The sequence below is a fragment of the Pigmentiphaga sp. MLSB6-MA01 genome, from assembly GCF_058793475.1.
The window spans coordinates 134,196-153,592 of the sequence record NZ_JBXAFV010000011.1 but is presented as its reverse complement, the minus strand read 5'-3'; the positions used below and the strand labels follow the sequence as shown (position 1 = coordinate 153,592).

Below are 19,397 nucleotides of genomic sequence, written 5' to 3'. Positions count from 1 at the left end.
GTATCGTCACTATTCACTAAATGGTGAATTAAGTGCAGACCGCACGCTCGACGACGGAGACACGCATGGCAACACAACGACTCGGCCTGATCATGCACGGGGTGACCGGCCGCATGGGCATGAACCAGCACCTGATCCGGTCCATCGTGGCCATCCGCAAGCAGGGCGGCGTCACGCTGTCCAATGGCGAAAAGGTCATGCCCGACCCCATCCTGGTCGGCCGCAACGCCGAGAAGATGGAAGCCCTGGCCAAGGCCCACGACATTCCGCGCTGGGGCACCGACCTGGACCAGGCCCTGGCCAACCCGGACGACTCGGTGTTCTTCGACGCCGGTACGACGCAGATGCGCCCCACGCTGCTGGCCAAGGCCATCCGCGCCGGCAAGCACGTGTATTGCGAGAAGCCCATCGCCACCAACCTGAACGAGGCCGTTGAGATCTGCCGGCTGGCCGAAGGCTCGGGCCTCAAGCACGGCGCCGTGCAGGACAAGCTGTTCCTGCCGGGCCTGCGCAAGCTGGACATGCTGAACAAGGCGGGCTTCTTCGGCAAGATCCTCTCGGTGCGCATCGAGTTCGGCTACTGGGTGTTCGAGGGCGACCTGCAGCCCATCCAGCGGCCGTCCTGGAACTACCGCACCGAAGACGGCGGCGGCATCATCCTGGACATGGTCTGCCACTGGCGCTACGTGCTGGACAACCTGTTCGGCGAAGTGCAGGCCGTCTCCTGCCTGGGCAAGACCCACATCCCCACGCGCTGGGACGAAGCCGGCAAGCCCTACCCGGCCACTGCCGACGACGCTTGCTACGCGACCTTCGAACTGGCCGACGGCGTCGTGGCGCAGGTCAACAGCTCGTGGACCACCCGCGTGCGCCGCGACGACCTGGTCACCTTCCACGTGGACGGCACGCACGGCTCGGCCGTGGCGGGGCTGACCGACTGCCGCACGCAGTCGCGCGTCAACACGCCCAAGCCGATCTGGAACCCGGACGTGAAACAGACCATGCCGTTCTTCGAACAATGGCAGGAAGTGCCCGACACCCAGGCCTACGACAACGGCTTCAAGATCCAGTGGGAACACTTCATCCGCCACGTGGTGGAGGACGCGCCGTACCGCTGGACGCTGCCCGAGGGCGCCAAGGGCGTGCAACTGGTCGAGGCCGCGCTGCAAAGTTGGAAGGAGAGGCGCTGGGTGGACGTGCCCCGGCTGGACGTCGGAGCCCGGCGATGAGTCTGTCGATCAACCTGCCTGCGGCCGGCGGCCTGCGGCGGTACACGCTGCGCGACCGCGCGCCGTTCCAGGCGCCGCCCGCCGGCGCGCGCTTCGACCGCATCGCCTATTCGGCGGCGCACGTGGTGGCCGATCCGCTGGCGGCCATCGACCCGTGGCTGCAATGCGCCGTGGACTGGGACGCCACCATCGCCTACCGCCAGCGCCTGTGGGCGCTGGGCCTGGGCGTGGCCGAGGCCATGGACACCGCGCAGCGCGGCATGGGGCTGGACTGGCCGACTTCTCTTGAGTTGATCCGCCGATCGCTGGACGCGGCCCGCGACGTGCCGGGGGCGCGCGTGGCCTCGGGCTGCGGCACCGACCACCTGGCGCCCGAGGACGCCCGGGGCGTCGACGACGTGATCCGCGCCTACGAAGAACAGATGGCCGCCATCGAAGCCCTGGGCGGCCGGCTCATCGTCATGGCCAGCCGCGCGCTGGCCCATGTGGCCCGCGGCCCCGCCGACTACGAACGCGTCTACGACCGCATCCTGGGCCAGGCCCAAGAGCCCGTCATCCTGCACTGGCTGGGCGACATGTTCGACCCGGCGTTGAAAGGCTACTGGGGCAGCGACGACGTGGATGCCGCCATGCGGACCGCGCTGGACGTGATCGCCGCACACCCCGACAGGGTCGACGGCATCAAGATCTCGCTGCTCGACAAGGACAAGGAAATCGCCATGCGCCGCCGCCTGCCCGCGGGTGTGCGCATGTACACCGGCGACGACTTCAACTACGCCGAACTGATCGCCGGCGACGGCCAGGGCGAACTGCCCAACCACCGCCAGAGCGACGCGCTGCTGGGCATCTTCGACGCCATCGCGCCCGCCGCCAGCGCGGCGTTGGCGGAACTGGCGGCCGGCAACGTGGACGCCTTCAACCGGATCCTGGCGCCCACCGTGCCGCTGTCGCGCCACATCTTCAGCGCGCCCACGCGCTTCTACAAGACCGGCGTCGTGTTCATGGCCTGGCTCAACGGCCACCAGGACCACTTCGCGATGGTGGGCGGGCAGCAGAGCGCGCGGTCGCTACAGCACTTCGCTGAGCTGTTCCGGCTGGCGGATGGGGCGGGGCTGCTGGAGCAGCCCGGGCTGGCGGTGGGGCGGATGAACACCTTGCTGGCCCTGCATGGCGTGGATGGACGATAGGACTGCTGGATAGGTTTCGACAAAGGAAAGCGCGTGAGAAAAATCGATAGCTATTCCCACCTGTTCCCGCCCGCGTACTTCGAGCGCATGAAGGCGCTTGCCAAGGACCAGGGCGCGATCAAGCGCTGGTTGACGGTGCCCGTCCTGTACGACCTGGACGCCCGCCTGAAGATGATGGAGGAGTTCCCGGGATACCAGCAGATCCTGACGCTGTCGTCGCCGCCCATCGAGTTCGTGGCGGGGCCGGAAGACTCGCCGGAACTGGCCCGGCTGGCCAACGACGGCATGGCCGAGATCGTCGCGCAGCATCCCGACAAATTCCCGGCCTTCGTCGCGTCGCTGCCCATGAACAACGTCGAGGCCGCGCTGCGGGAAATGGACCGAGCCATCGGCGAACTGGGCGCGCGGGGCATCCAGATCTTCACCAACGTCAACGGCCGGCCGCTGGACGATCCCGAGTTCTGGCCCATCTTCGAGAAAGCGGTGAACGAATACCAGGTGCCGATCTGGATGCACCCGGCGCGCGGCGCGAACTTCCCCGACTACCTGACCGAGAAGAAATCCAAGTTCGAGATCTGGTGGACCTTCGGCTGGCCCTACGAAACCAGCGCGGCGATGACTCGCATGGTGTTCTCCGGCTTCTTCGACAAGCTGCCGGAGATGAAACTGATCACCCACCACATGGGCGCCATGATCCCGTTCTTCGACGGCAGGGTGGGGCCGGGCCTGGACCAGTTCGGCAGCCGCACCTCGGACGAAGACTACGAAGGCCTGCTTGCGCGCATGCCCAAGCGGCCCATCGACTACTTCCGCATGTTCTATGCCGACACCGCGCTGGCCGGATCCAAGGCCGGCGTGGCCTGCGGCCTCGAATTCTTCGGCGCCGAAAAAGTCCTGTTCGCCACCGATTGCCCGTTCGATCCGGAAGGTGGACCGGCCTTCATCCGCAGCATTCCCGACGCCATCGACGCACTGGACCTGAGCGAGGCCGACCGCGAAGGCATTTACTTCGGCAACGCCTTGAAGCTGTTGAAAATGGGCTGCGACTGCTGAGCCGCCGCCCGCAACGGCGATGCCGGAAACATGGCCGGCACGCACCGAGGAGACATGCATGAAATCCTGGATAGGCAAGATCGTGCTGGGCGCAGGCGTGCTGGCCGCTACCGCGGCGGTCCAGGCACAAGGGTATCCATCGCGGCCCGTACGCATCATCGTTCCCTACGCCCCCGGCGGCACCGTGGACCTGGTCGCCCGCGTGGTGGCCGGCAGATTGTCGGAACAGACGGGCCAGTCCTTCGTCGTCGAGAACCGCGCCGGGGCCAGCGGCGCCATCGGCAGCGAAGCCGTGGCGCGCGCGCCGGTCGACGGCTACACCTTGCTGGTGCAGTCGCCCACCCTGATCGCCAACGCGCTGATGTCCGACACCGTGCCCTACGACACGGCCAAGGACTTCACGCCCATCTCGTTGCTGGGCTCCGTGCCCATGCTGCTGGCGGCCCACCCCAGCGTGCCGGCCGCCAACCTCAAGGAATTCATCGACCAGGCGCGCGCCAACCCCGCCAAATTCACCTTCGGCACCTCCGCCGTCGGATCGCCCATGCACGTGGCGGAAGAAGCCATCAAGCACGACGCCAAGCTCGACATCCTGGTCGTGCCGTACAAAGGCACCGCGCCGGCGCTGAACGACCTGCTGGGCGGACAAGTCAGCGCCATCATCGACGCCATTCCCTCCACCTACCCGCACGTGGCCAGCGGCAAACTCAAGGCACTGGCCGTCACCACCAGCGCGCGTCTGCCTTCCATGCCCAACGTGCCCACCGTCGCGGAGTCGGGGATACCCGGGTTCGACATGGTCACGTGGTACGGACTGTGGGGGCCGGCCAAACTGCCGGATGCCGTGCTCAAAGTCCTGTCCAAAGAACTGGCCGTAGCCATGAAGTCCCCCCTGGTGACCGAGCGCCTGGGCAACCAGGGCTTCATCGCCGACGGCGGCAGCCCCGCCTCGTTCGCCGCCTTCATCGACAAAGAGCGGGCCATGTACACGCGGGTCATCAAGGCCGCGAACATCCAGATCAAATGATTCTTCCACGGTAGCCGACCCATGCGCGATTTCTCCCAAGACCATCAATGGATGTCCATCAACACCGCCACCGTGCGCAAATCGCGCGGACAGGAAGTGCCGCTGCTGGACATCCTGGACGCCTGCGCGCGACTGGGCGTGCGGGCCATTTCCCCGTGGCGCGACCAGGTCGCGGCGGCGGGGCTGGAACAGGTGTCGCGCGTCGTGCGCAGCCATGGGCTGGCATTGTCTGGCTATTGCCGTGGGGGCATGTTCACCGCGTCGGACGATGCTGGGTTGATGCGGGCGCGGGATGACAACCGCCGGGCCGTGGACGAGGCTTGCGAACTGAACGCGGCGTGCCTGGTGCTGGTGGTGGGCGGGTTGCCTGGGGGTTTGCAGGGTAAGGCCGAGTACCACGACATCGGACGTGCACGGGCGCAGGTCACCGAAGGGATCGCGCAATTGTTGGAGTATGCGCGCGAACGCAAGATGCCTATTGCCATCGAGCCGCTGCATCCGATGTATGCGGCGGATCGGGCGTGTATCAATACGCTGGAGCAGGCGCTGGATGTGTGCGATCTGCTGGATCCGCCGCATAGCGGGGATATCGGCGTGGCTGTGGATCTGTACCACGTCTGGTGGGATCCGAAGTTGCAGGCGCAGATTGAGCGGGCAGGGCGGAAAAGGCTATTGGCTTTTCATGTTTGCGATTGGCTTACGCCGACTACCGATCTGTTGAACGATCGGGGCATGATGGGGGATGGCGTGATCGAGATTCCCAAGGCGCGGGGGTGGGTCGAGGGGCAGGGGTTCTCGGGGTTTAGTGAAGTGGAGATATTTTCGTATCGGTGGTGGGAGCTTGATACCGATACGATTTTGCGGACCTGCATCGAGCGGCATCGGTCGGTGGTGTAGGGGCGAGGGGAGGGCAGAGTCGGTGGCTCTGATATGCTTGAACACGTCACGTGCTCAAGTTTCCGGAGTGCCGTGTTGTCCAAATCCCCCGCCGACAACGTCATTTCCCTGTATCGGGAACATGCCGCTGCGTTCGAGAAAAGTAGAAACCATGAATTCATCGAACGCACGTGGTTGAACCGGTTCTTGGAGTTGCTTCCCGGCTCCCGACCGGATGTACTGGATATCGGCTGTGGCAGCGGTACGCCGATGGCGCGCTACCTTATTCAGAACGGATGCAGGGTAACCGGGGTGGATACGTCGCCGCCCTTGCTCGCGCGTGCGCGTGAGTCGTTTCCAGAGCAACGCTGGATTGCGGCGGATATGCGGCAGATGCCGGTCACAGGGCCGTTCCACGGTTTGCTGGCTTGGCATAGTTTTTTTCATCTCTCCCCTGAAGACCAACGGCCTATGTTCGCCACTTTTCGCCGGCTGGCGGCGCCAGGTGCGGTTCTGATGTTTACCAGTGGTACCCGTCTGGGCGAGGCTATTGGCCAGTTCGAGGGTAAGCCTCTTTATCACGGCAGTTTGGATACGAGTGAGTATCGAGAATTGCTGTGTGCCAATGGATTTACGATGGTGTGGCATGTCGAGGAGGATGTGACATGCGGGGGAGCGACGGTGTGGTTGGCGAAGCGGGATGGGGGAAGATTGCTTGGGGCGAAATCGGGTACCTGAAAAGGACCGCTCTCGGCCAGGAACGGTCGTTCATCGATGAACGCTTGCTGGCTCGCTAATCTGGCGGCGCTGAACCCGCTACTAGAGCCCTCAACGCCAATGGCGCAAGAGAACAGCCCGTGCTTGCGTTTATGAAGATGGAGCAATCTTGTCAACCAACAAGAACCAGCACTTCGTTCCTCGGGTTCACCTTCGTCCCTTCACAATCGACGGAGGAAACGCAGCGATCAATGTCTTCAACCTTGATCGTGAGAAGCTCATCCCGAATGCCCCGGTCAAGAATCAATGCTCCGGGGACTACTTCTACGGCCAGGACGAAAAGCTCGAATCCGCGATTCAATCCGTTGAGGGAGCATATGGCTCCGTTCTCAGTGACCTGAGGAAGCCCAGTCGGCCACTGGAGCTAAGTCATAAGATCGTCCTGCTTCGATTCTGGCTACTTCAGTATATGAGAACTGAAGCGGCATCTCGAAGATCCGTCGAGATGGCTGCCGACCTTCATGACTTCTCTGAAGCAATGGATCCTTTTGGATTTGGCATCAAAGAAGCCGTACAGATCGCGATGCACACCTACGCCGACATGATGTCAGTCACAAACGACCTTAAGTCTTGCATCATCCGCAACCGGACCGACATCCCATTCGTCACCTCAGATGACCCTGCTGTGTTGGCCAATCGTTGGTACTTGGAAGACAAGCGCATTCGCGGCCGCACGTTTGGCCTGCAATCAGCCGGCGCTCTGGCAATTCTTCCACTGACCCCAAGACTAGCGTTCATCGCCTACGACGGCGACGTCTACAGCATTCCCCACCAAAACGGGTGGGTTGAAGTAAAGCGAGAAGCCGATATTCGCGCGTTGAATCAGCACCAGCTTCTCAACTGCTTCGCTAACGTCTACCTGCACGACGTGCAACACAAGCAGCTTATAACTGACCAGTACCGAGTTGCCCGGCCAAATCGTTCGTCCGAGCGTCGCCGGTTTCACGTTGCGGTGCGCGACGTAACGGTTGGCGACCACACCAGATATCGCGTCGTCAGCACTGAGGAAGCGAAGGCCGCGAATGTGGAGACAATCTTTCACTCTGAGACTGTTCACTATCGACCTACTCATTGGCCGGCTTTCATTGGATGGAGGAAGCCAGGCGCTGTGTATACGAACGGTACGGGCCTAAAGTACATTCGAGCCATATTTGCAGAGACCATCTCAAGCCATAGAGACTTTTGGCGCGAGGCCGTGCTCAGGACCTAGCCCGTCTTTCCATCAGACTGTCTCCTGCGGGCGGTGAGTTCAAATGTTGACTAACAGCGTTCTCTGTCCGATTTCATCCCTAGCACTGACCGCATCGGGTCGGTTGCAGACCTTCGCCGCCGGCGGGCGTACTCACGCTGACTGGCACCAAACGGTCGTTGATCCCGGCGACAGGGGCTGGCCAGAACGGAACCCCCTCGCGCGTGAGACCGATCACCAAGTGGGCGTAGATCTTCGCACTCCCCCGGCGCAGCAGTTCAAGCCCGCTCGCTCGTGTCACGCGGCTTCTGGTACTGCTTTTACTGTTTATTCATACAGTTAATCATCAATTCGGCTTTTTCGTACCGGTATGGCAACCACTATATGTAGCGTTTCGACATCCGATTTGCACTACCTATGGTGTCCTGATACATTTCTGAGATGTGACGGCCGGTCCGGACGGACGTCGAAGGCTTCCCGCTCCGAAGGAGACGAAATGGCAAACAGCAGGTCAGTTTACAAACGAGAGGACGGCAGCTGGGTGAACAAGCGGGATGACGCCTCCCGCGCGGGCTCAGTTCACCAGACGCAGAAGGCCGCGGAGGACGCGGCTCGCCGGATGCTCCAAAACTCTGGAGGGGGTGAACTGAATACGCACGGTGTGGACGGCCGCATCCGAAGCAAGGACACCATCGCTCCGGGAAACGATCCGAATCCACCGAAGGACAAAGAGCACTAGCTCATGTGAACATCCGCAGACATTAGCATCACCATCGTCGAAGAGTTGGCTAGTCAGTCAGGTGATACTAGGTCGAATCCATCCAGACAAACGATTCCTAGAAATTATGGCTGAGCCCCGTGCGTTTATCAGTTTTGACGTTGACCATAACTCGGACCACAAGGTGCTTTTCGCCGGTCAAGCATGGCATTCCAGAACTCCCTTCTCCCATGAAGATTGGTCCGTAAAAGAACCGATGGCCCAGTCGCAGTGGGAGGCCTTGGTCAAGGCCAAGATCAACAAGACGCATTTTGTGATCGTGTTGGTAGGTCGACATATGGCGACAGCGACTGGCGTGGTCAAAGAGATCGCGATGGCCAAGGCTCAGAACGTTCCGACTTTCGGCGTCTATGTCGACGGAGCTAACACGATCAGCACCCTGCCTACCGGCTTGGCACGAAACCGCGTTATCAGTTGGACGTGGGATGGTGTTGCCGATGCCGTAGCTCAAATGATGCGCGAAGGGAAAAACGCGCGATGAAGAAAGCTTTGGTTGTCGGGATCAACTACTACCCCAAAGTTGGGCACCTGCATGGCTGCGTCAACGATGCGTATGCAGTCAGCCAAGTGCTCGCGCGCCACATGGACGGCCAGCTAAACTTTGACGTGAAGCAAGTGACAGCTGTCGATGCCGGTACGGCGGTGACTCGAAAGCAGCTCAAAGAAGATGTGGTAAGTCTCTTCGCGGACAATAGTGATGTTGCCGTTCTTTATTTCGCAGGACACGGTCACGTAGAGGAAGCTGGCGGCTATCTGGTGACCTCCGAATGCGAAGATGGGGATGACGGCTTACCACTCGAAGAAGTACTGAATTTTGCCAATGAATCAAAAGCGAAGAACAAGATTTTGATTCTAGATAGCTGTCATTCTGGAGCAGCCGGGACGCCGAAGTCATTGGGTGACAAGGCGTTCCTGAGCGAAGGCATGACGATCCTGACCGCATCGAGCAAGGATCAGTATGCGCAGGAGGTAAAAGGCTCAGGGGTATTTACGTCGTTGCTGGTAGACGCGCTGAACGGCGGGGCGGCAAATCTTTTGGGTGACATTACCCCTGGCAGCATCTATGCTCACATTGATCAGTCCCTAGGCGCGTGGGAGCAGCGTCCTATCTTCAAGACGAACGTCAAGGCATTTACATCGCTTCGTAGGGTGGCACCTCCGATTCAATTGAGCGACCTGAAGCAAATCACCGCTCTGTTTCCTACCGCAAGCGCGGACTTTGCCCTCGATCCCAGCTTCGAGCCTCAACCGCCTGCGCCGAATCACGGGATCGCTCCAGACCCCGAGCACAATCGTCAATTCGCCATCCTTCAGAAGTTGAATAGGCTGAATCTGGTCAAGCCGGTCGGTGAAGATCACATGTATTTCGCGGCGATGAACTCGAAGTCGTGCCGGCTAACCGTTCTCGGGGAGCACTATTGGAATTTGATAACAAAAGGGCGCATTTGACAGTTATGCGGAATCATCCTATTCCCCGTCTGTTGGACGAATCCACGTGCCGTAACAAGCGGCGTACCTCATGAAGATCTTTGTTTCCCACAAGAACAGTGATGCAGCTCTGGCGGCGAGGGTGTGTCATCGCCTTACAATCGTCCATAACATTCCCTGCTATCTGGATGTCGTGGATCCAGCGTTGGAGAAAAAAGGGGAGGATTTGGCGAGTTACCTCCGGGAGAGGATGGGCACATGTACGCAGTTGCTCGCAGTCATTTCTGCTGCTACGCAGGCCTCGCAGTGGGTGCCATGGGAGATCGGAGTTGCGACAGAGAAGGATTTTCCGCTTGCCACTTACTGCGATGGGACACGACCTCCGGAGTTTCTAGCAAAGTGGCCCTACATGACCAACTTTGCTCAGCTCGATACGTATGCTGAAGTATCCAAGGCGGCAGATGCGGTATTTGAGTTTCGGAGAAAAGCAACCACCGCGAGTACGGCGCGGGTGGAGGCTTCAAAGAGCTTCTACTCAACTTTGCGGAGCCGCTTGGGACAGTAGTCGAGTGGTTCCTAGCACGCCGAGTGACACGTTGAGTTTTTATCCGCACCCCCAAATCAACAATACCATGTTCTGCAGCATGTACCATGCTGATTACATAGGTGAATCTTGGGACTTCTGCGCTCCCTGTGTTACCGCCAGCTTCTCGAAGGCGACTATCAAGGACGGAACAAGCCGCTCACTTGCTCCAGCCGCAACGCACAGTGCCAGCATCAGGGCGAGGGGACTGCCTTGGAACGTCATGCCGCCCATGATGAGTCCCCCTTTGATGGCAAGTGCAACAAACAAGGCGCCGACTATCCCGACTCCGATGCGGCATAGTCCTTCAAATTGGTGAATGTTGCGCCCAGCGTTTGCGTCCATGACGAGCCGATTGGCTCTGCTTGTGGCCGACAGGAGTGCTCCCAGGGGCCCACAAAGTGCGCCCAAGATCACTTCAACCCCTGTATTCCCAAGATATTTGACAAACCACGGGCGGAATAGCCACATACCCAAAACCAACAGGATGGAGACTCCTGTGGTGATGTAGGCCGCTGTGAAGTACCACTGCCAAGATACCTCCTTGTTGCGCGCCTCGAGCTTTTGCTCCGCTTCGCGCAACAGGAGGCTTGAGGCTGCCCTAGGCTGGTTGTGCATGCATTGAGCGATAGCTTCTGCAACCAGCCGCCGTACGCCGCACAGACGTACCTTGTCTTTGATGAACGAGGATTGCGCTTCAAGGATTGTTGCCCGGCTGAGAACATCGCCACAGTGTTCAGGTGGCTCATATCCGTCCACCGAATGCCATTGAACGTCAATCTCGGAGTCGAGATACACCACAAAGTCATCGGTCGCGAGAATGACGTGTTCAACGGTCTTGTTGAGTTCGGGGTCATGAGATCCCTGCTTCAAGTTGTAGTGTGCGGGGCGGACTTTCCCGCTTTCCTTTGGACCCGCGAGTGCATCCCCCTCTGTCTCAGCCGCCGCCTCGCTCATGGCCGGATTGCGAGAATCAGTTGCTGCTGGATTAGGCACTTCGGCAGAACTGCATCGGGGTTTTGCCGGTAGCCTTCGCGGGCAGCGGTGGCAGCTGTTACCGGACAAGCTTGCTCATGTGCACTTTCCACTGTCTTGAACAACTGGTCAGGCGCGATGGCTGCTGCCGAGCTCAAAAGATGCCCAAGGTAAATGGCACCTTTTCCAAGGTCGTAAGCAGATTGCGACACTGAGCAAGCATAGAGCCTCACCTGCTGTGGGATGGCTTGCATGATTCGCGCGTCATATCGAGCACGAAGGTCATCGCGGCGAACATACGACTCAGTCACAAAGTCCCTTGCGAAGCTCTTCACTACCTCCTCTCCAATGAGGGCTCGGCAGCAGTCGTAGATGGTGATTTGACGCGGAGCAATGTTCCAAAGCTCCGACTCGTTGATAGTCTCGCCGTTGGCGTTGAGTTCCAGCACCGTTTGGTGAGCATGGCCACCATGGCCACTAAACAGGACGAACGCGTAGTCGATGGACTCGCTCTTCAGAAGCTTGATACGCCCAAGAAGCTCCTGGTGACTAGGGTTCCTCAGTTCAACAATTTCTGTAGGGAGCCAGTCCCCCCCGACGCGGCTTCCTAAAAAAGCACGAGTCTTTTGCATATCGGTTTGAACGCCCGGGAGACCACGAGTGTTACCAATAAGTAGGGCTTTTCTTTTCATTGCAACTCCTCTTTGCGTTAGCAGGCGTACTTCCTAGTACACATTCTGAGAAATGTATCCTGTAACAAAGCAGCTGCCAATGGCAGGTTCTGACCGCGGGACGAGATAGCGCCCTGATTCCCCGGCCCCGGCCTGTCACTCGCGACCAGAACACGACCGCGCCACCTTGAGTACCCGGTCTCGGGGCACAGCGGTCATACGAGCTGCTGCCCGTCGGAAGTCCGGTGATGATCGCAGCCGCCGCTTGGGCCGCCGGGCACGAATGACTCAAATCAGTCTGCACCTGTCGTTCGCGGCTGCGAGTCGACCGACTGCTGGTGGCCGAAAGCTGACGTTGACTAAATGACTTGGCCTGGAGGAGGGGATACCCATGACTGTGAACCTAGGCATCTGAGAACAAGCGTAGCGTTGGCCTGTTCGACTTGCTGACTCTACACCTTGTTACGAGCGTGCATGCTCTGTGACCACGTAGCCCACCCGCCTACCGTAGTCTGACAACTATCCGAATAGAAAAGGGGCAGACATGGACCTCCCCGTCTGGACCCAAATCTGGACCGCCGCCTCCAGCGAATTCTCCGACATCCCCGACATAGCCGAACTCACCCGAGTCTTCGTCCGCCTTCTAGTCGCCATGACCCTAGGCGGCCTACTAGGCCTGGAACGTGAACTACGCGGCACCTCCGCCGGCCTGCGCACCCACATGCTGGTCGCCCTGGGCGCCGCGCTATTCGTTCTCGTCCCCCTGCAAGGCGGCATGGAAGTAGCAGACATGAGCCGAGTCCTGCAAGGCGTGATCGCCGGCATAGGCTTCCTCGGCGCCGGCGCCATCCTCAAATCAAATGGCCGCGAGATCCACGGCCTGACCACGGCGGCCAGCATCTGGCTGACAGCCGCCATCGGCATCGCGGCGGGCATGGGGCGGGAGATGACCGCCATCGTCAGCACGCTGTTTGCGCTGGTCATCCTGGCGCTGCTGCGCAAGTTCACACATAACCGCAGCCGGCCGAAGCACGAAGACCATCAATAGGATTCAGGCGCGCGTGCCGGTATGCAAAAAGCCGATGTCGGTCGGCTTGAAGTTGACGACTTCGCAGGCGATGTCCAGGCAGGCGCCGACCAGGGGCCGCAGGTCGCGTTCGCGCGAGATCAGGAAGTAGTCCAGCGCGGCCAGCGGCGGGGTGCCGCGCAGGCGCACGAGCAGGCCGGCCTGGACGAGTTGATCGGCCCACGATTCCGGCAGCACGCCCAGTCCCAGTCCCTGTATCAGCAGTTGGGCGATGACGGCCCAGCTGTTGCAGTGCAGGCGCCGCGCCACGGTGGCGTCGATGGACTGGAGGGATTGTTCGATGATGAGGGCGGTGCCGCTGGAGGGCGGCAGGGAGATCAGCGCGCAGTCGGGCAATAGGGCGGGCAGCCGGCCTTCGCCCTGGCGGTGCAGGTCGGGGGAGCAGACCCAGGCGAAGCCGGCGCTGCCGAGGTATTCGGCCTTGATGCGGTTGTCGGACGGGCGGTTGGCGATGACGGCGAAGTCCAGGTCGCCTTCGGCCACGCGCCGGGCGAGGTTGCCGAGTGAGCTGCCGGCTTCGACCACGGGGTCCAGTTGCAGGTCGGGGTGGGCGGCGTGGAGGCGGGCGATGAAGGTGGGCAGCCAGGTCAGGGCGCTCAATTCCCCCACGCCGAAGTGGCAGCGGCCGCGCAGGATCTCGGCCTGTCGGCCCATGCCGGCGACGAGGTTGGCCTGTTTGAGCAGTTGTTCGACGTGCGGCAGCAGTTGGTCGCCTTCGCTGGTCAGGCGGGCGCGCAGGGAGCTGCGGTCGAACAGGATGCTGCGCAGGCTGTGTTCGAGGTCGGTGATGCGCTTGGACAGGGTCGAGACGGAGATGTGCAGGCGTTCGGCGGCGATCATGAAGTTGGGGCTGGTGGCCGCCAGGTAGAACGCTTCGAGCTGTTTCAGTGTCATGGCCGAAGGGGGGAGTGGGCCCAGGCCGCGGGGGAACTGCCCAGCGGACGGGGACCGGGGGTCGTCCCGTCGTCCAGGCCGGCGACGGCGGGCGCTACGTGGTGGGTGGTGCCGAACGGGCCGTGGCGGGTGACCAGCCATGGCGCCAGGGCGTCGAAGCTGTCGTTGCCCTGGTGCGCCGGGTCGGCCCAGGCCAGCAGGTACGTCGCCACTCGCGCCAATGATACCCGGACCTCCCAGCTGCCGCCGGACTGCTGGCGCTGGCGCTGGCGCAGCGCGGCCAGGGTGCCCAGGATGGCCAGTTGTCCGGTCAGGTAGTCGGTCAATAGGCGGGTGGGCGAGAGCCGGGGCTTGCCTTCGCGCGCATGCAGGGCGGCGATGCCGGTGGCGGCCTGCACCACCTGGTCGAAGGCCTTGCGTGTTCCCCAGGGGCCGTCGTGGCCGTAGGCGCTTACGCTGACGTGGACGAAGTCGCGGCCGGCGCGTGGCAGCAGGCCGGCGGCGTCCAGGCCGAAGCGGGCCAGCGCGCCGGGCCGCCACGAGTCGACGACGATGTCGGCGTCGGTGGCCAGCGTCCGCACGCGGGCGAGGTCGTCCGGGTCGTTGAAGTCGGCGAAGGCGTTGCGCTTGCCTATGCCGGTGTCCAGGATCTGCGGCAGCGGGTCGGGTTGAGCGGGTGACGAGATCCGCAGCACGTCGCCGCCAAGGAAGGCGAAATGGCGGGCGACTACGGGCCCGGCAATGACGTGGGACAGGTCCAGGACCCGCAATCCGGCCAGTCCGCCTACAGTCGGCGCGCCGGCGCGCAGCGGCCGTACCGTCAGCAGCGGCGCCGAGGCGATGGCGGCGCCCGCGTCGCTGGCCAGCCAGGCTTCGGGCGTGCGGGCCCAGGCGCCGGGCAGGCCTTGTCCGGCTACCGTGTCTTCCAGTTCCTGCGCCGGCCAGCGCCGGATGGCCGCGGCCAAGGCGGGCGCCGTATTGGCGCAGTCCAGCAAGGCCAGGGTGCCGTCACGCAGATGGGGATAGGAGCCGGAAGGCAGGAACCACCGGCCGTCTGCGGTGGGATAGAAGCCGGACTTCAGTTCCTTGCCGTGCGAGGACTGGGGAAAGCGGTGGTCGTGGATGCGCTGGAAGTGCGTGGGCTCCAGCCCGGCCAGCGCCTGCGCGGGCGACACTTCGTAGTGCGCGCGGGGCGTGCCTTCGGCGACCAGCGCGGTGGCGTGGGCCACCGCCAACTGGAAGGCCGAAGCGATGTCCGTCAGCGGCAGCGGCGTATCCAGCAACGGACGCGGGCCGGCCAGCGTGAACGCCGTCAGGCTGGGCAGGCCCGCGCCGGCAAGCAGGTCGTCGGCAATGGCGCGGACGCGCCGCTCCGGGGCGCCCGCGTGTTCACTTGCCACGGAACACCGGTATCCGCTTGCCCGTGAAGGCCTCGCGGCCTTCGACATAGTCGGCGCTGCGGAAGCAATCCAGGATCGCGTCCTTGCAGACCTGCCAGTCCCGCCCGTCCGGGGCGGTGGAGGTTTCGATGGCGAGCTTGGACGCACGGTGCGTCAGCGGCGCCAGACCGGCGATGGTGCGGGCGATGTCCAGCGTTTCCTCGCGCGTCTGGATACGGTTGATCAGGCCCATCTGGCGGGCTTCGTCGGCTGTGTAGCGGCGCGCGGTGAACATGATCTCCTTGGCGTGGGCCGGTCCCACCAGTTGCGCCAGCCGGTGCAGCCAGAGCTCGTGGTAGCCGACCCCCACCTTGCCGGCGGGGATGCAGAACTGCGCCTGTTCGTTGGCATAGCGCATGTCGCAATGCAGGGCGATGGCGACGCCGCCGCCGAAGCAATAGCCGTTGATGAAGGCCAGCGTGGGCTTGCGCACGGCGCCGATGCGGCCGATGGCGCGTTCGACGGTGGCGTTGTAGCGGCGCACGTTTTCCTCGGTGTCGCGCTGTTCGCCGAACTGCGAGATGTCCGAGCCGGAGGCGAAGGCGCGGTCGCCCGCGCCCTCGAACACGATGGCGCGCACGTCGTCGCGGCTTTCCAGTTCGTCCAGCAGTCCGGGCAGGGACTGCCACATGTCGAAGGTCAGCGCGTTGTGCTTGGCAGGGTGGTCGATCACGACCCGGCCCAGGTGCTGCTCGACGGCGGCGTGGATGCGGCCGGGCCGGGCTTCAGATGACATGTTCGCTCCTGAGTTGCCGCAGGGTGTCGCCCTGGATGCCGATCTCGGCAAGAATGGTTTCGTTGTCCTGGCCGGGCATGGGGGCGACGCGCCGCACGCCGGCCTGGTGGTTGCCCAGGCTGAAGGGCTGGCCGACCAGGTGGATGTCGCCCAGCTTCTCGTGCGCCACGGGCCAGGCGATGCCCAGGTGCCGCACCTGCGCGTCCTCGAAGGCCTGCTTGACGTTGTTGACGGCGCCGCAGGCCAGGCCGCTGGCGTTCAGGTGTTCGATCCAGTGCTCGTTGGTCTGCGTGGCGAACACGGCGGCGATTTCGTCGTTGAGTTCCCGGCGGTTGGCCGAGCGGTTCTTGTTGGTGGCGAAGCGCGGATCGTCCAGCCAGCGTTCCCGGCCCATGGCGTGGCAGAAGCGTTTCCACATCACGGTGCCCGACACGCAGATGTTGACCTGCCCGTCCTGCGTGTCGAATACGCCGGTGGGAATGATGGTGGGATGGTCGTTGCCGGCCTGCACGGGAATCTCGCCGGCCACCAGGTAGCGGGCGCACTGGAAGTCCATGGTGGCCAGTAGCGATTCCAGCAGCGAGGTCCGGACCCATTGGCCCTGTCCGGTCTTCTCGCGTTCGTACAGCGCGGTCAGGATGCCCACCGCGCCGAAGACGCCCGCCGTCGTGTCGGCGATGGCGATGCCGGCGCGCACCGGACCGTGGCCGGGCAGGCCGGTGATGGACATCATGCCGGTCATGCCCTGGATGATCTGGTCGTAGCCGGGGCGCCGCGCATAGGGGCCGTCCTGGCCGAAGCCGGAGATGCTGGCGTAGATCAGGCGCGGGTTGCGGGCGCGGAGCGTGTCGTAGTCGATGCCCAGTCTATCCTTGACGTCGGGGCGGTAGTTTTCGACGACGACGTCGGCCTGCGAGGCCAGATCCAGGAACAGCGCGCGGCCTTGGTCCGATTTCAGGTTGAGCGTGATGCTGCGCTTGTTGCGGTGCAGGTTCTGGTAGTCCGGCCCCAGGCGCATGCCGCCCATCTCGTTCTCGTGCTCGGGGTCGACCGGCTCCTCGATCTTGACCACGTCGGCGCCCCAGTCCGCCAGGACGCGCACGGCGGTCGGGCCGGCGCGCACGCGGGTCAGGTCGAGCACGCGTATGCCGGTCAAGGGCAAGCGGGCCTGTTGTTCAGACATCCTGATTCTCCTTTCTTTACTTCACCGAGAATTTCTCGAATTTCATCCGGGCGGTGGTGTCCGCCCACATCTGGCGCTCGCTGGCGACCTTGCCGGCGAAGTCGTCGGCCGAGCCGGCCGCCGCCGCGACGCCCTGGCGTTCGTACAGGCTGGCCACTTCGGACGAGGCCAGGGCCTTGTTCAGGGCGCGGTTCAGCGCCTGCACGCGCTCCTTGGGCATGCCGGCGGGGCCGACGATGCCGTACCAGGTGGGCTTGTTCAGTTCCGGCAGGCCCAGCTCGACATAGGTCGGCACGTCGGGCAGGCTGTCCAGCCGCGACGGCGCCTGGACGGCCAGGGCGCAGACCTTGCCGCTCTTGATGTGGGTCATGGCCGAGCTGACGTTGTCGAACACCGCGTGCACCTGTCCCGCGTACAGGTCGTTCATCGCGTTGGACAGGCCGCGGTAGGGCACGTGGAGCATGTTGGTGCCCGTCGCCTGCAGGAAGCGCGCGCCGTTCAGGTGCGACAGCGAGCCCGCGCCGGCCGAGCCATACGAATACTTGTCGGGGTTGGCCTTCAGGTTCTTCAGGAAGGCCTGCATGTCGCACTTGGGCGCGACCGACGGCGCCACCACCAGCACGCCGGGCGCCGTGATCAGCGCGCCGACGAAGCTGAAGTCCTTGACCGAGTCGTAGGGCGCTTCGGTATAGATGTTGGGCGCGATGGCATGCGTGGTGGCCGAGGCGACGCCCAGCGTGTAGCCGTCGGGCTTGGCGCGGCGCACGAAGTTCATGGCGATCAGCCCGGCCGCGCCGGCCTTGTTCTCGATGACCACCGATTGCCCCAGCGCCGTGCCCATGGCCTGCTGGATGGCGCGGGCCGCGGTATCCGTCGGGCCGCCCGCCGCCATCGGAACGACGATGGTGATGGGCGCGGCGGGAAACGAATCGGCCACGGCGGGGGCGGCCAGGCCGGCGCCCAGGGTGGCAAGCAGGGTGGTCAACAGGGTCTTGTTCACGGTTTTCTCCTCGTCATATCGGATCCTCTTCAGGATTCTTGTCATACCTGCAACAGGCAGTGCGGACCGAGCTCGTCCAGGCGGCTGGCACCCAGCATCGCCATGTTGCGATCGACCTCGGTTTGTAGAAGCTGGATGGCGTGGGCCACGCCGGCCTGGCCGCCCACGGCGGCGGCGCAGATGAACGGGCGGCCGGCGAACACGTAGAGGGCGCCCAGCGACAGGGCGATCAGCACGTCGCCGCCGCGCCGGATGCCGCCGTCCATCATCACGGCCAGGCGCTGTCCGACCGCGTCCGCGATGGCGGGCAGCACGCGCAGGGGCGAGGCGGCGCCGTCGAGCTGGCGTCCGCCGTGGTTGGACACGATGATGCCTTCGGCGCCGATCGCCAGCGCGCGGCGCGCGTCCGCCACCGACAGGATGCCCTTGACGACCAGATTGCCGCGCCACTGCCGGCGTATCGCGGCGATGTCGTCCCAGGTCAGATGGTCGCGGCCCGTGGTGTCGCGCACCGCCTTGGCGGAAAACGCCGGCGCGCCGCGTTCGGCGAACGAGTTCTCGAAATGCGGCATGCCGCGCGTGGCCAGTGTCCGCAGCAGCGTGCGGACCAGCCAGCCGGGATGCGTTATGCCTTCCCAGGCCAGCCGCGGGGTGGGGCGCAGGGGCAGGGAAAAGCCCGCGCGGATGTTGTTCTCGCGATTGGCCCACACGGGAATGTCCACGGTGACCACCAGCGTCTCGTAGCCGGCGCGCGCCACGCGTTCGACCAGGGCGGCGCGGCGCACCGGATCGCCGGGCAGGTAGGCCTGGAACCACGTGCCGGGGGCCCGTTCGTGGATCTCTTCCAGCCGCATCAGCGACGAGCCGCTCATGATCATGCACGCGCCTTCCTGCCGCGCCGCCAGGGCCATGGCCAGATCGCCCTGGTAGGCCAGCAGTGCGCTGATGCCCACCGGCGCGATGCCGAACGGCACGCGATAGGACTGGCCCAGCAGCGTGGTCTGCGTCGAGCGGCGGGAGACGTCCGCCAGCACCCGCGTGACGAACTCGTGGCGCTGGAACGCCGCGCGGTTGGCGGCTAGCGACCGGTTGTCCTCGGCCGCGCCCAGCACGTATTCGCCCAGCGGCCGGGGCAGATACCGGGCCGCGGCCTGTTCGAAATCATCCAGGTTCAGGACGTGGCGGATGCGGGCGGGAAGCCCGGTCGTGCGCGCTTCATAGGCGGCGTGAGTGGCCGGGGTGGGGTGGTGCGTCGTCGTCATGCGGCAAGACTACACATCCGCCG

20 protein-coding genes are annotated in these 19,397 nt (G+C 63.5%); 12 read left to right on the top strand and 8 right to left on the bottom strand.

The features are described from left to right. Positions 1-65: 65 nt before the first annotated feature. The 11 genes from AC1Q6E_RS18655 (at position 66) to AC1Q6E_RS18605 (ending at position 10,109) form a co-directional block, all read left to right on the top strand. Positions 66-1,229 (top strand): Gfo/Idh/MocA family protein, encoded by a 1,164-nt coding sequence (locus tag AC1Q6E_RS18655; RefSeq protein WP_152797341.1) that lies wholly within the window; start codon positions 66-68, stop codon positions 1,227-1,229. After that, positions 1,226-2,416, top strand: coding sequence for a dihydrodipicolinate synthase family protein (locus AC1Q6E_RS18650; RefSeq protein WP_492573266.1), 1,191 nt, complete (start codon positions 1,226-1,228; stop codon positions 2,414-2,416). Before AC1Q6E_RS18655 ends, AC1Q6E_RS18650 begins: the two co-directional genes overlap by 4 nt. Positions 2,417-2,449: 33 nt before the next feature. Beyond that, positions 2,450-3,469 carry an amidohydrolase family protein gene (locus AC1Q6E_RS18645; protein ID WP_296555369.1) on the top strand — a complete coding sequence of 340 codons (1,020 nt, stop codon included), beginning with the start codon at positions 2,450-2,452 and terminating at the stop codon, positions 3,467-3,469. 58 nt (positions 3,470-3,527) lie between these two features. After that, on the top strand, positions 3,528-4,496 hold the full coding sequence (locus AC1Q6E_RS18640; protein WP_492573265.1) for a Bug family tripartite tricarboxylate transporter substrate binding protein: 969 nt from the start codon (positions 3,528-3,530) through the stop codon (positions 4,494-4,496). A 21-nt stretch (positions 4,497-4,517) separates the two neighbouring features. After that, positions 4,518-5,393 (top strand): sugar phosphate isomerase/epimerase family protein, encoded by an 876-nt coding sequence (locus AC1Q6E_RS18635; RefSeq protein WP_492573264.1) that lies wholly within the window; start codon positions 4,518-4,520, stop codon positions 5,391-5,393. A gap of 75 nt (positions 5,394-5,468) precedes the next feature. After that, on the top strand, positions 5,469-6,110 hold the full coding sequence (locus AC1Q6E_RS18630; RefSeq protein WP_492573263.1) for a class I SAM-dependent methyltransferase: 642 nt from the start codon (positions 5,469-5,471) through the stop codon (positions 6,108-6,110). Positions 6,111-6,258: 148 nt separating this feature from the next. Continuing rightward, complete coding sequence (locus tag AC1Q6E_RS18625; protein WP_492573262.1) at positions 6,259-7,359, top strand: DUF4238 domain-containing protein; 1,101 nt, start codon at positions 6,259-6,261, stop codon at positions 7,357-7,359. A 349-nt stretch (positions 7,360-7,708) separates the two neighbouring features. After that, positions 7,709-8,077, top strand: coding sequence for a DUF2188 domain-containing protein (locus tag AC1Q6E_RS18620; protein WP_492573261.1), 369 nt, complete (start codon positions 7,709-7,711; stop codon positions 8,075-8,077). Positions 8,078-8,183: 106 nt separating this feature from the next. Beyond that, positions 8,184-8,597: a TIR domain-containing protein gene (locus AC1Q6E_RS18615; RefSeq protein WP_492573260.1), complete on the top strand. Its 414-nt coding sequence runs from the start codon at positions 8,184-8,186 to the stop codon at positions 8,595-8,597. Next, complete coding sequence (locus AC1Q6E_RS18610; protein WP_492573259.1) at positions 8,594-9,565, top strand: caspase family protein; 972 nt, start codon at positions 8,594-8,596, stop codon at positions 9,563-9,565. Before AC1Q6E_RS18615 ends, AC1Q6E_RS18610 begins: the two co-directional genes overlap by 4 nt. Before the next feature lie 70 nt (positions 9,566-9,635). After that, positions 9,636-10,109 carry a toll/interleukin-1 receptor domain-containing protein gene (locus AC1Q6E_RS18605; protein WP_492573258.1) on the top strand — a complete coding sequence of 158 codons (474 nt, stop codon included), beginning with the start codon at positions 9,636-9,638 and terminating at the stop codon, positions 10,107-10,109. A gap of 93 nt (positions 10,110-10,202) precedes the next feature. Here the strand turns inward: AC1Q6E_RS18605 and AC1Q6E_RS18600 are convergent, their stop codons facing one another. Then, positions 10,203-11,084: a hypothetical protein gene (locus AC1Q6E_RS18600; RefSeq protein WP_492573257.1), complete on the bottom strand. Its 882-nt coding sequence runs from the start codon at positions 11,082-11,084 to the stop codon at positions 10,203-10,205. Further along, complete coding sequence (locus tag AC1Q6E_RS18595) at positions 11,081-11,794, bottom strand: caspase family protein (protein ID WP_492573256.1); 714 nt, start codon at positions 11,792-11,794, stop codon at positions 11,081-11,083. The genes AC1Q6E_RS18600 and AC1Q6E_RS18595 overlap by 4 nt, the downstream gene beginning before the upstream one ends. Before the next feature lie 523 nt (positions 11,795-12,317). Between AC1Q6E_RS18595 and AC1Q6E_RS18590 the strand changes: the two genes are divergently transcribed. Then, positions 12,318-12,821: an MgtC/SapB family protein gene (locus AC1Q6E_RS18590; RefSeq protein ID WP_492573255.1), complete on the top strand. Its 504-nt coding sequence runs from the start codon at positions 12,318-12,320 to the stop codon at positions 12,819-12,821. 3 nt (positions 12,822-12,824) lie between these two features. Here the strand turns inward: AC1Q6E_RS18590 and AC1Q6E_RS18585 are convergent, their stop codons facing one another. The 6 genes from AC1Q6E_RS18585 to AC1Q6E_RS18560 are packed head-to-tail and all read right to left on the bottom strand — an operon-like array spanning position 12,825 to position 19,374. Beyond that, positions 12,825-13,754 carry a LysR family transcriptional regulator gene (locus AC1Q6E_RS18585; protein WP_492573254.1) on the bottom strand — a complete coding sequence of 310 codons (930 nt, stop codon included), beginning with the start codon at positions 13,752-13,754 and terminating at the stop codon, positions 12,825-12,827. Then, on the bottom strand, positions 13,751-15,154 hold the full coding sequence (locus AC1Q6E_RS18580; RefSeq protein WP_492573253.1) for a CoA transferase: 1,404 nt from the start codon (positions 15,152-15,154) through the stop codon (positions 13,751-13,753). The genes AC1Q6E_RS18585 and AC1Q6E_RS18580 overlap by 4 nt, the downstream gene beginning before the upstream one ends. Continuing rightward, a complete protein-coding gene (locus AC1Q6E_RS18575; RefSeq protein WP_296555383.1) occupies positions 15,144-15,929 on the bottom strand; it encodes an enoyl-CoA hydratase in 786 nt (261 codons plus the stop codon). Before AC1Q6E_RS18575 ends, AC1Q6E_RS18580 begins: the two co-directional genes overlap by 11 nt. Next, positions 15,919-17,112, bottom strand: coding sequence for a CaiB/BaiF CoA transferase family protein (locus tag AC1Q6E_RS18570; protein ID WP_492573252.1), 1,194 nt, complete (start codon positions 17,110-17,112; stop codon positions 15,919-15,921). Before AC1Q6E_RS18570 ends, AC1Q6E_RS18575 begins: the two co-directional genes overlap by 11 nt. A 16-nt stretch (positions 17,113-17,128) precedes the next feature. After that, on the bottom strand, positions 17,129-18,112 hold the full coding sequence (locus AC1Q6E_RS18565; protein ID WP_492573251.1) for a Bug family tripartite tricarboxylate transporter substrate binding protein: 984 nt from the start codon (positions 18,110-18,112) through the stop codon (positions 17,129-17,131). 41 nt (positions 18,113-18,153) lie between these two features. Then, positions 18,154-19,374 carry an alpha-hydroxy acid oxidase gene (locus tag AC1Q6E_RS18560; protein WP_492573250.1) on the bottom strand — a complete coding sequence of 407 codons (1,221 nt, stop codon included), beginning with the start codon at positions 19,372-19,374 and terminating at the stop codon, positions 18,154-18,156. Between the last annotated feature and the right edge of the window lie 23 nt (positions 19,375-19,397).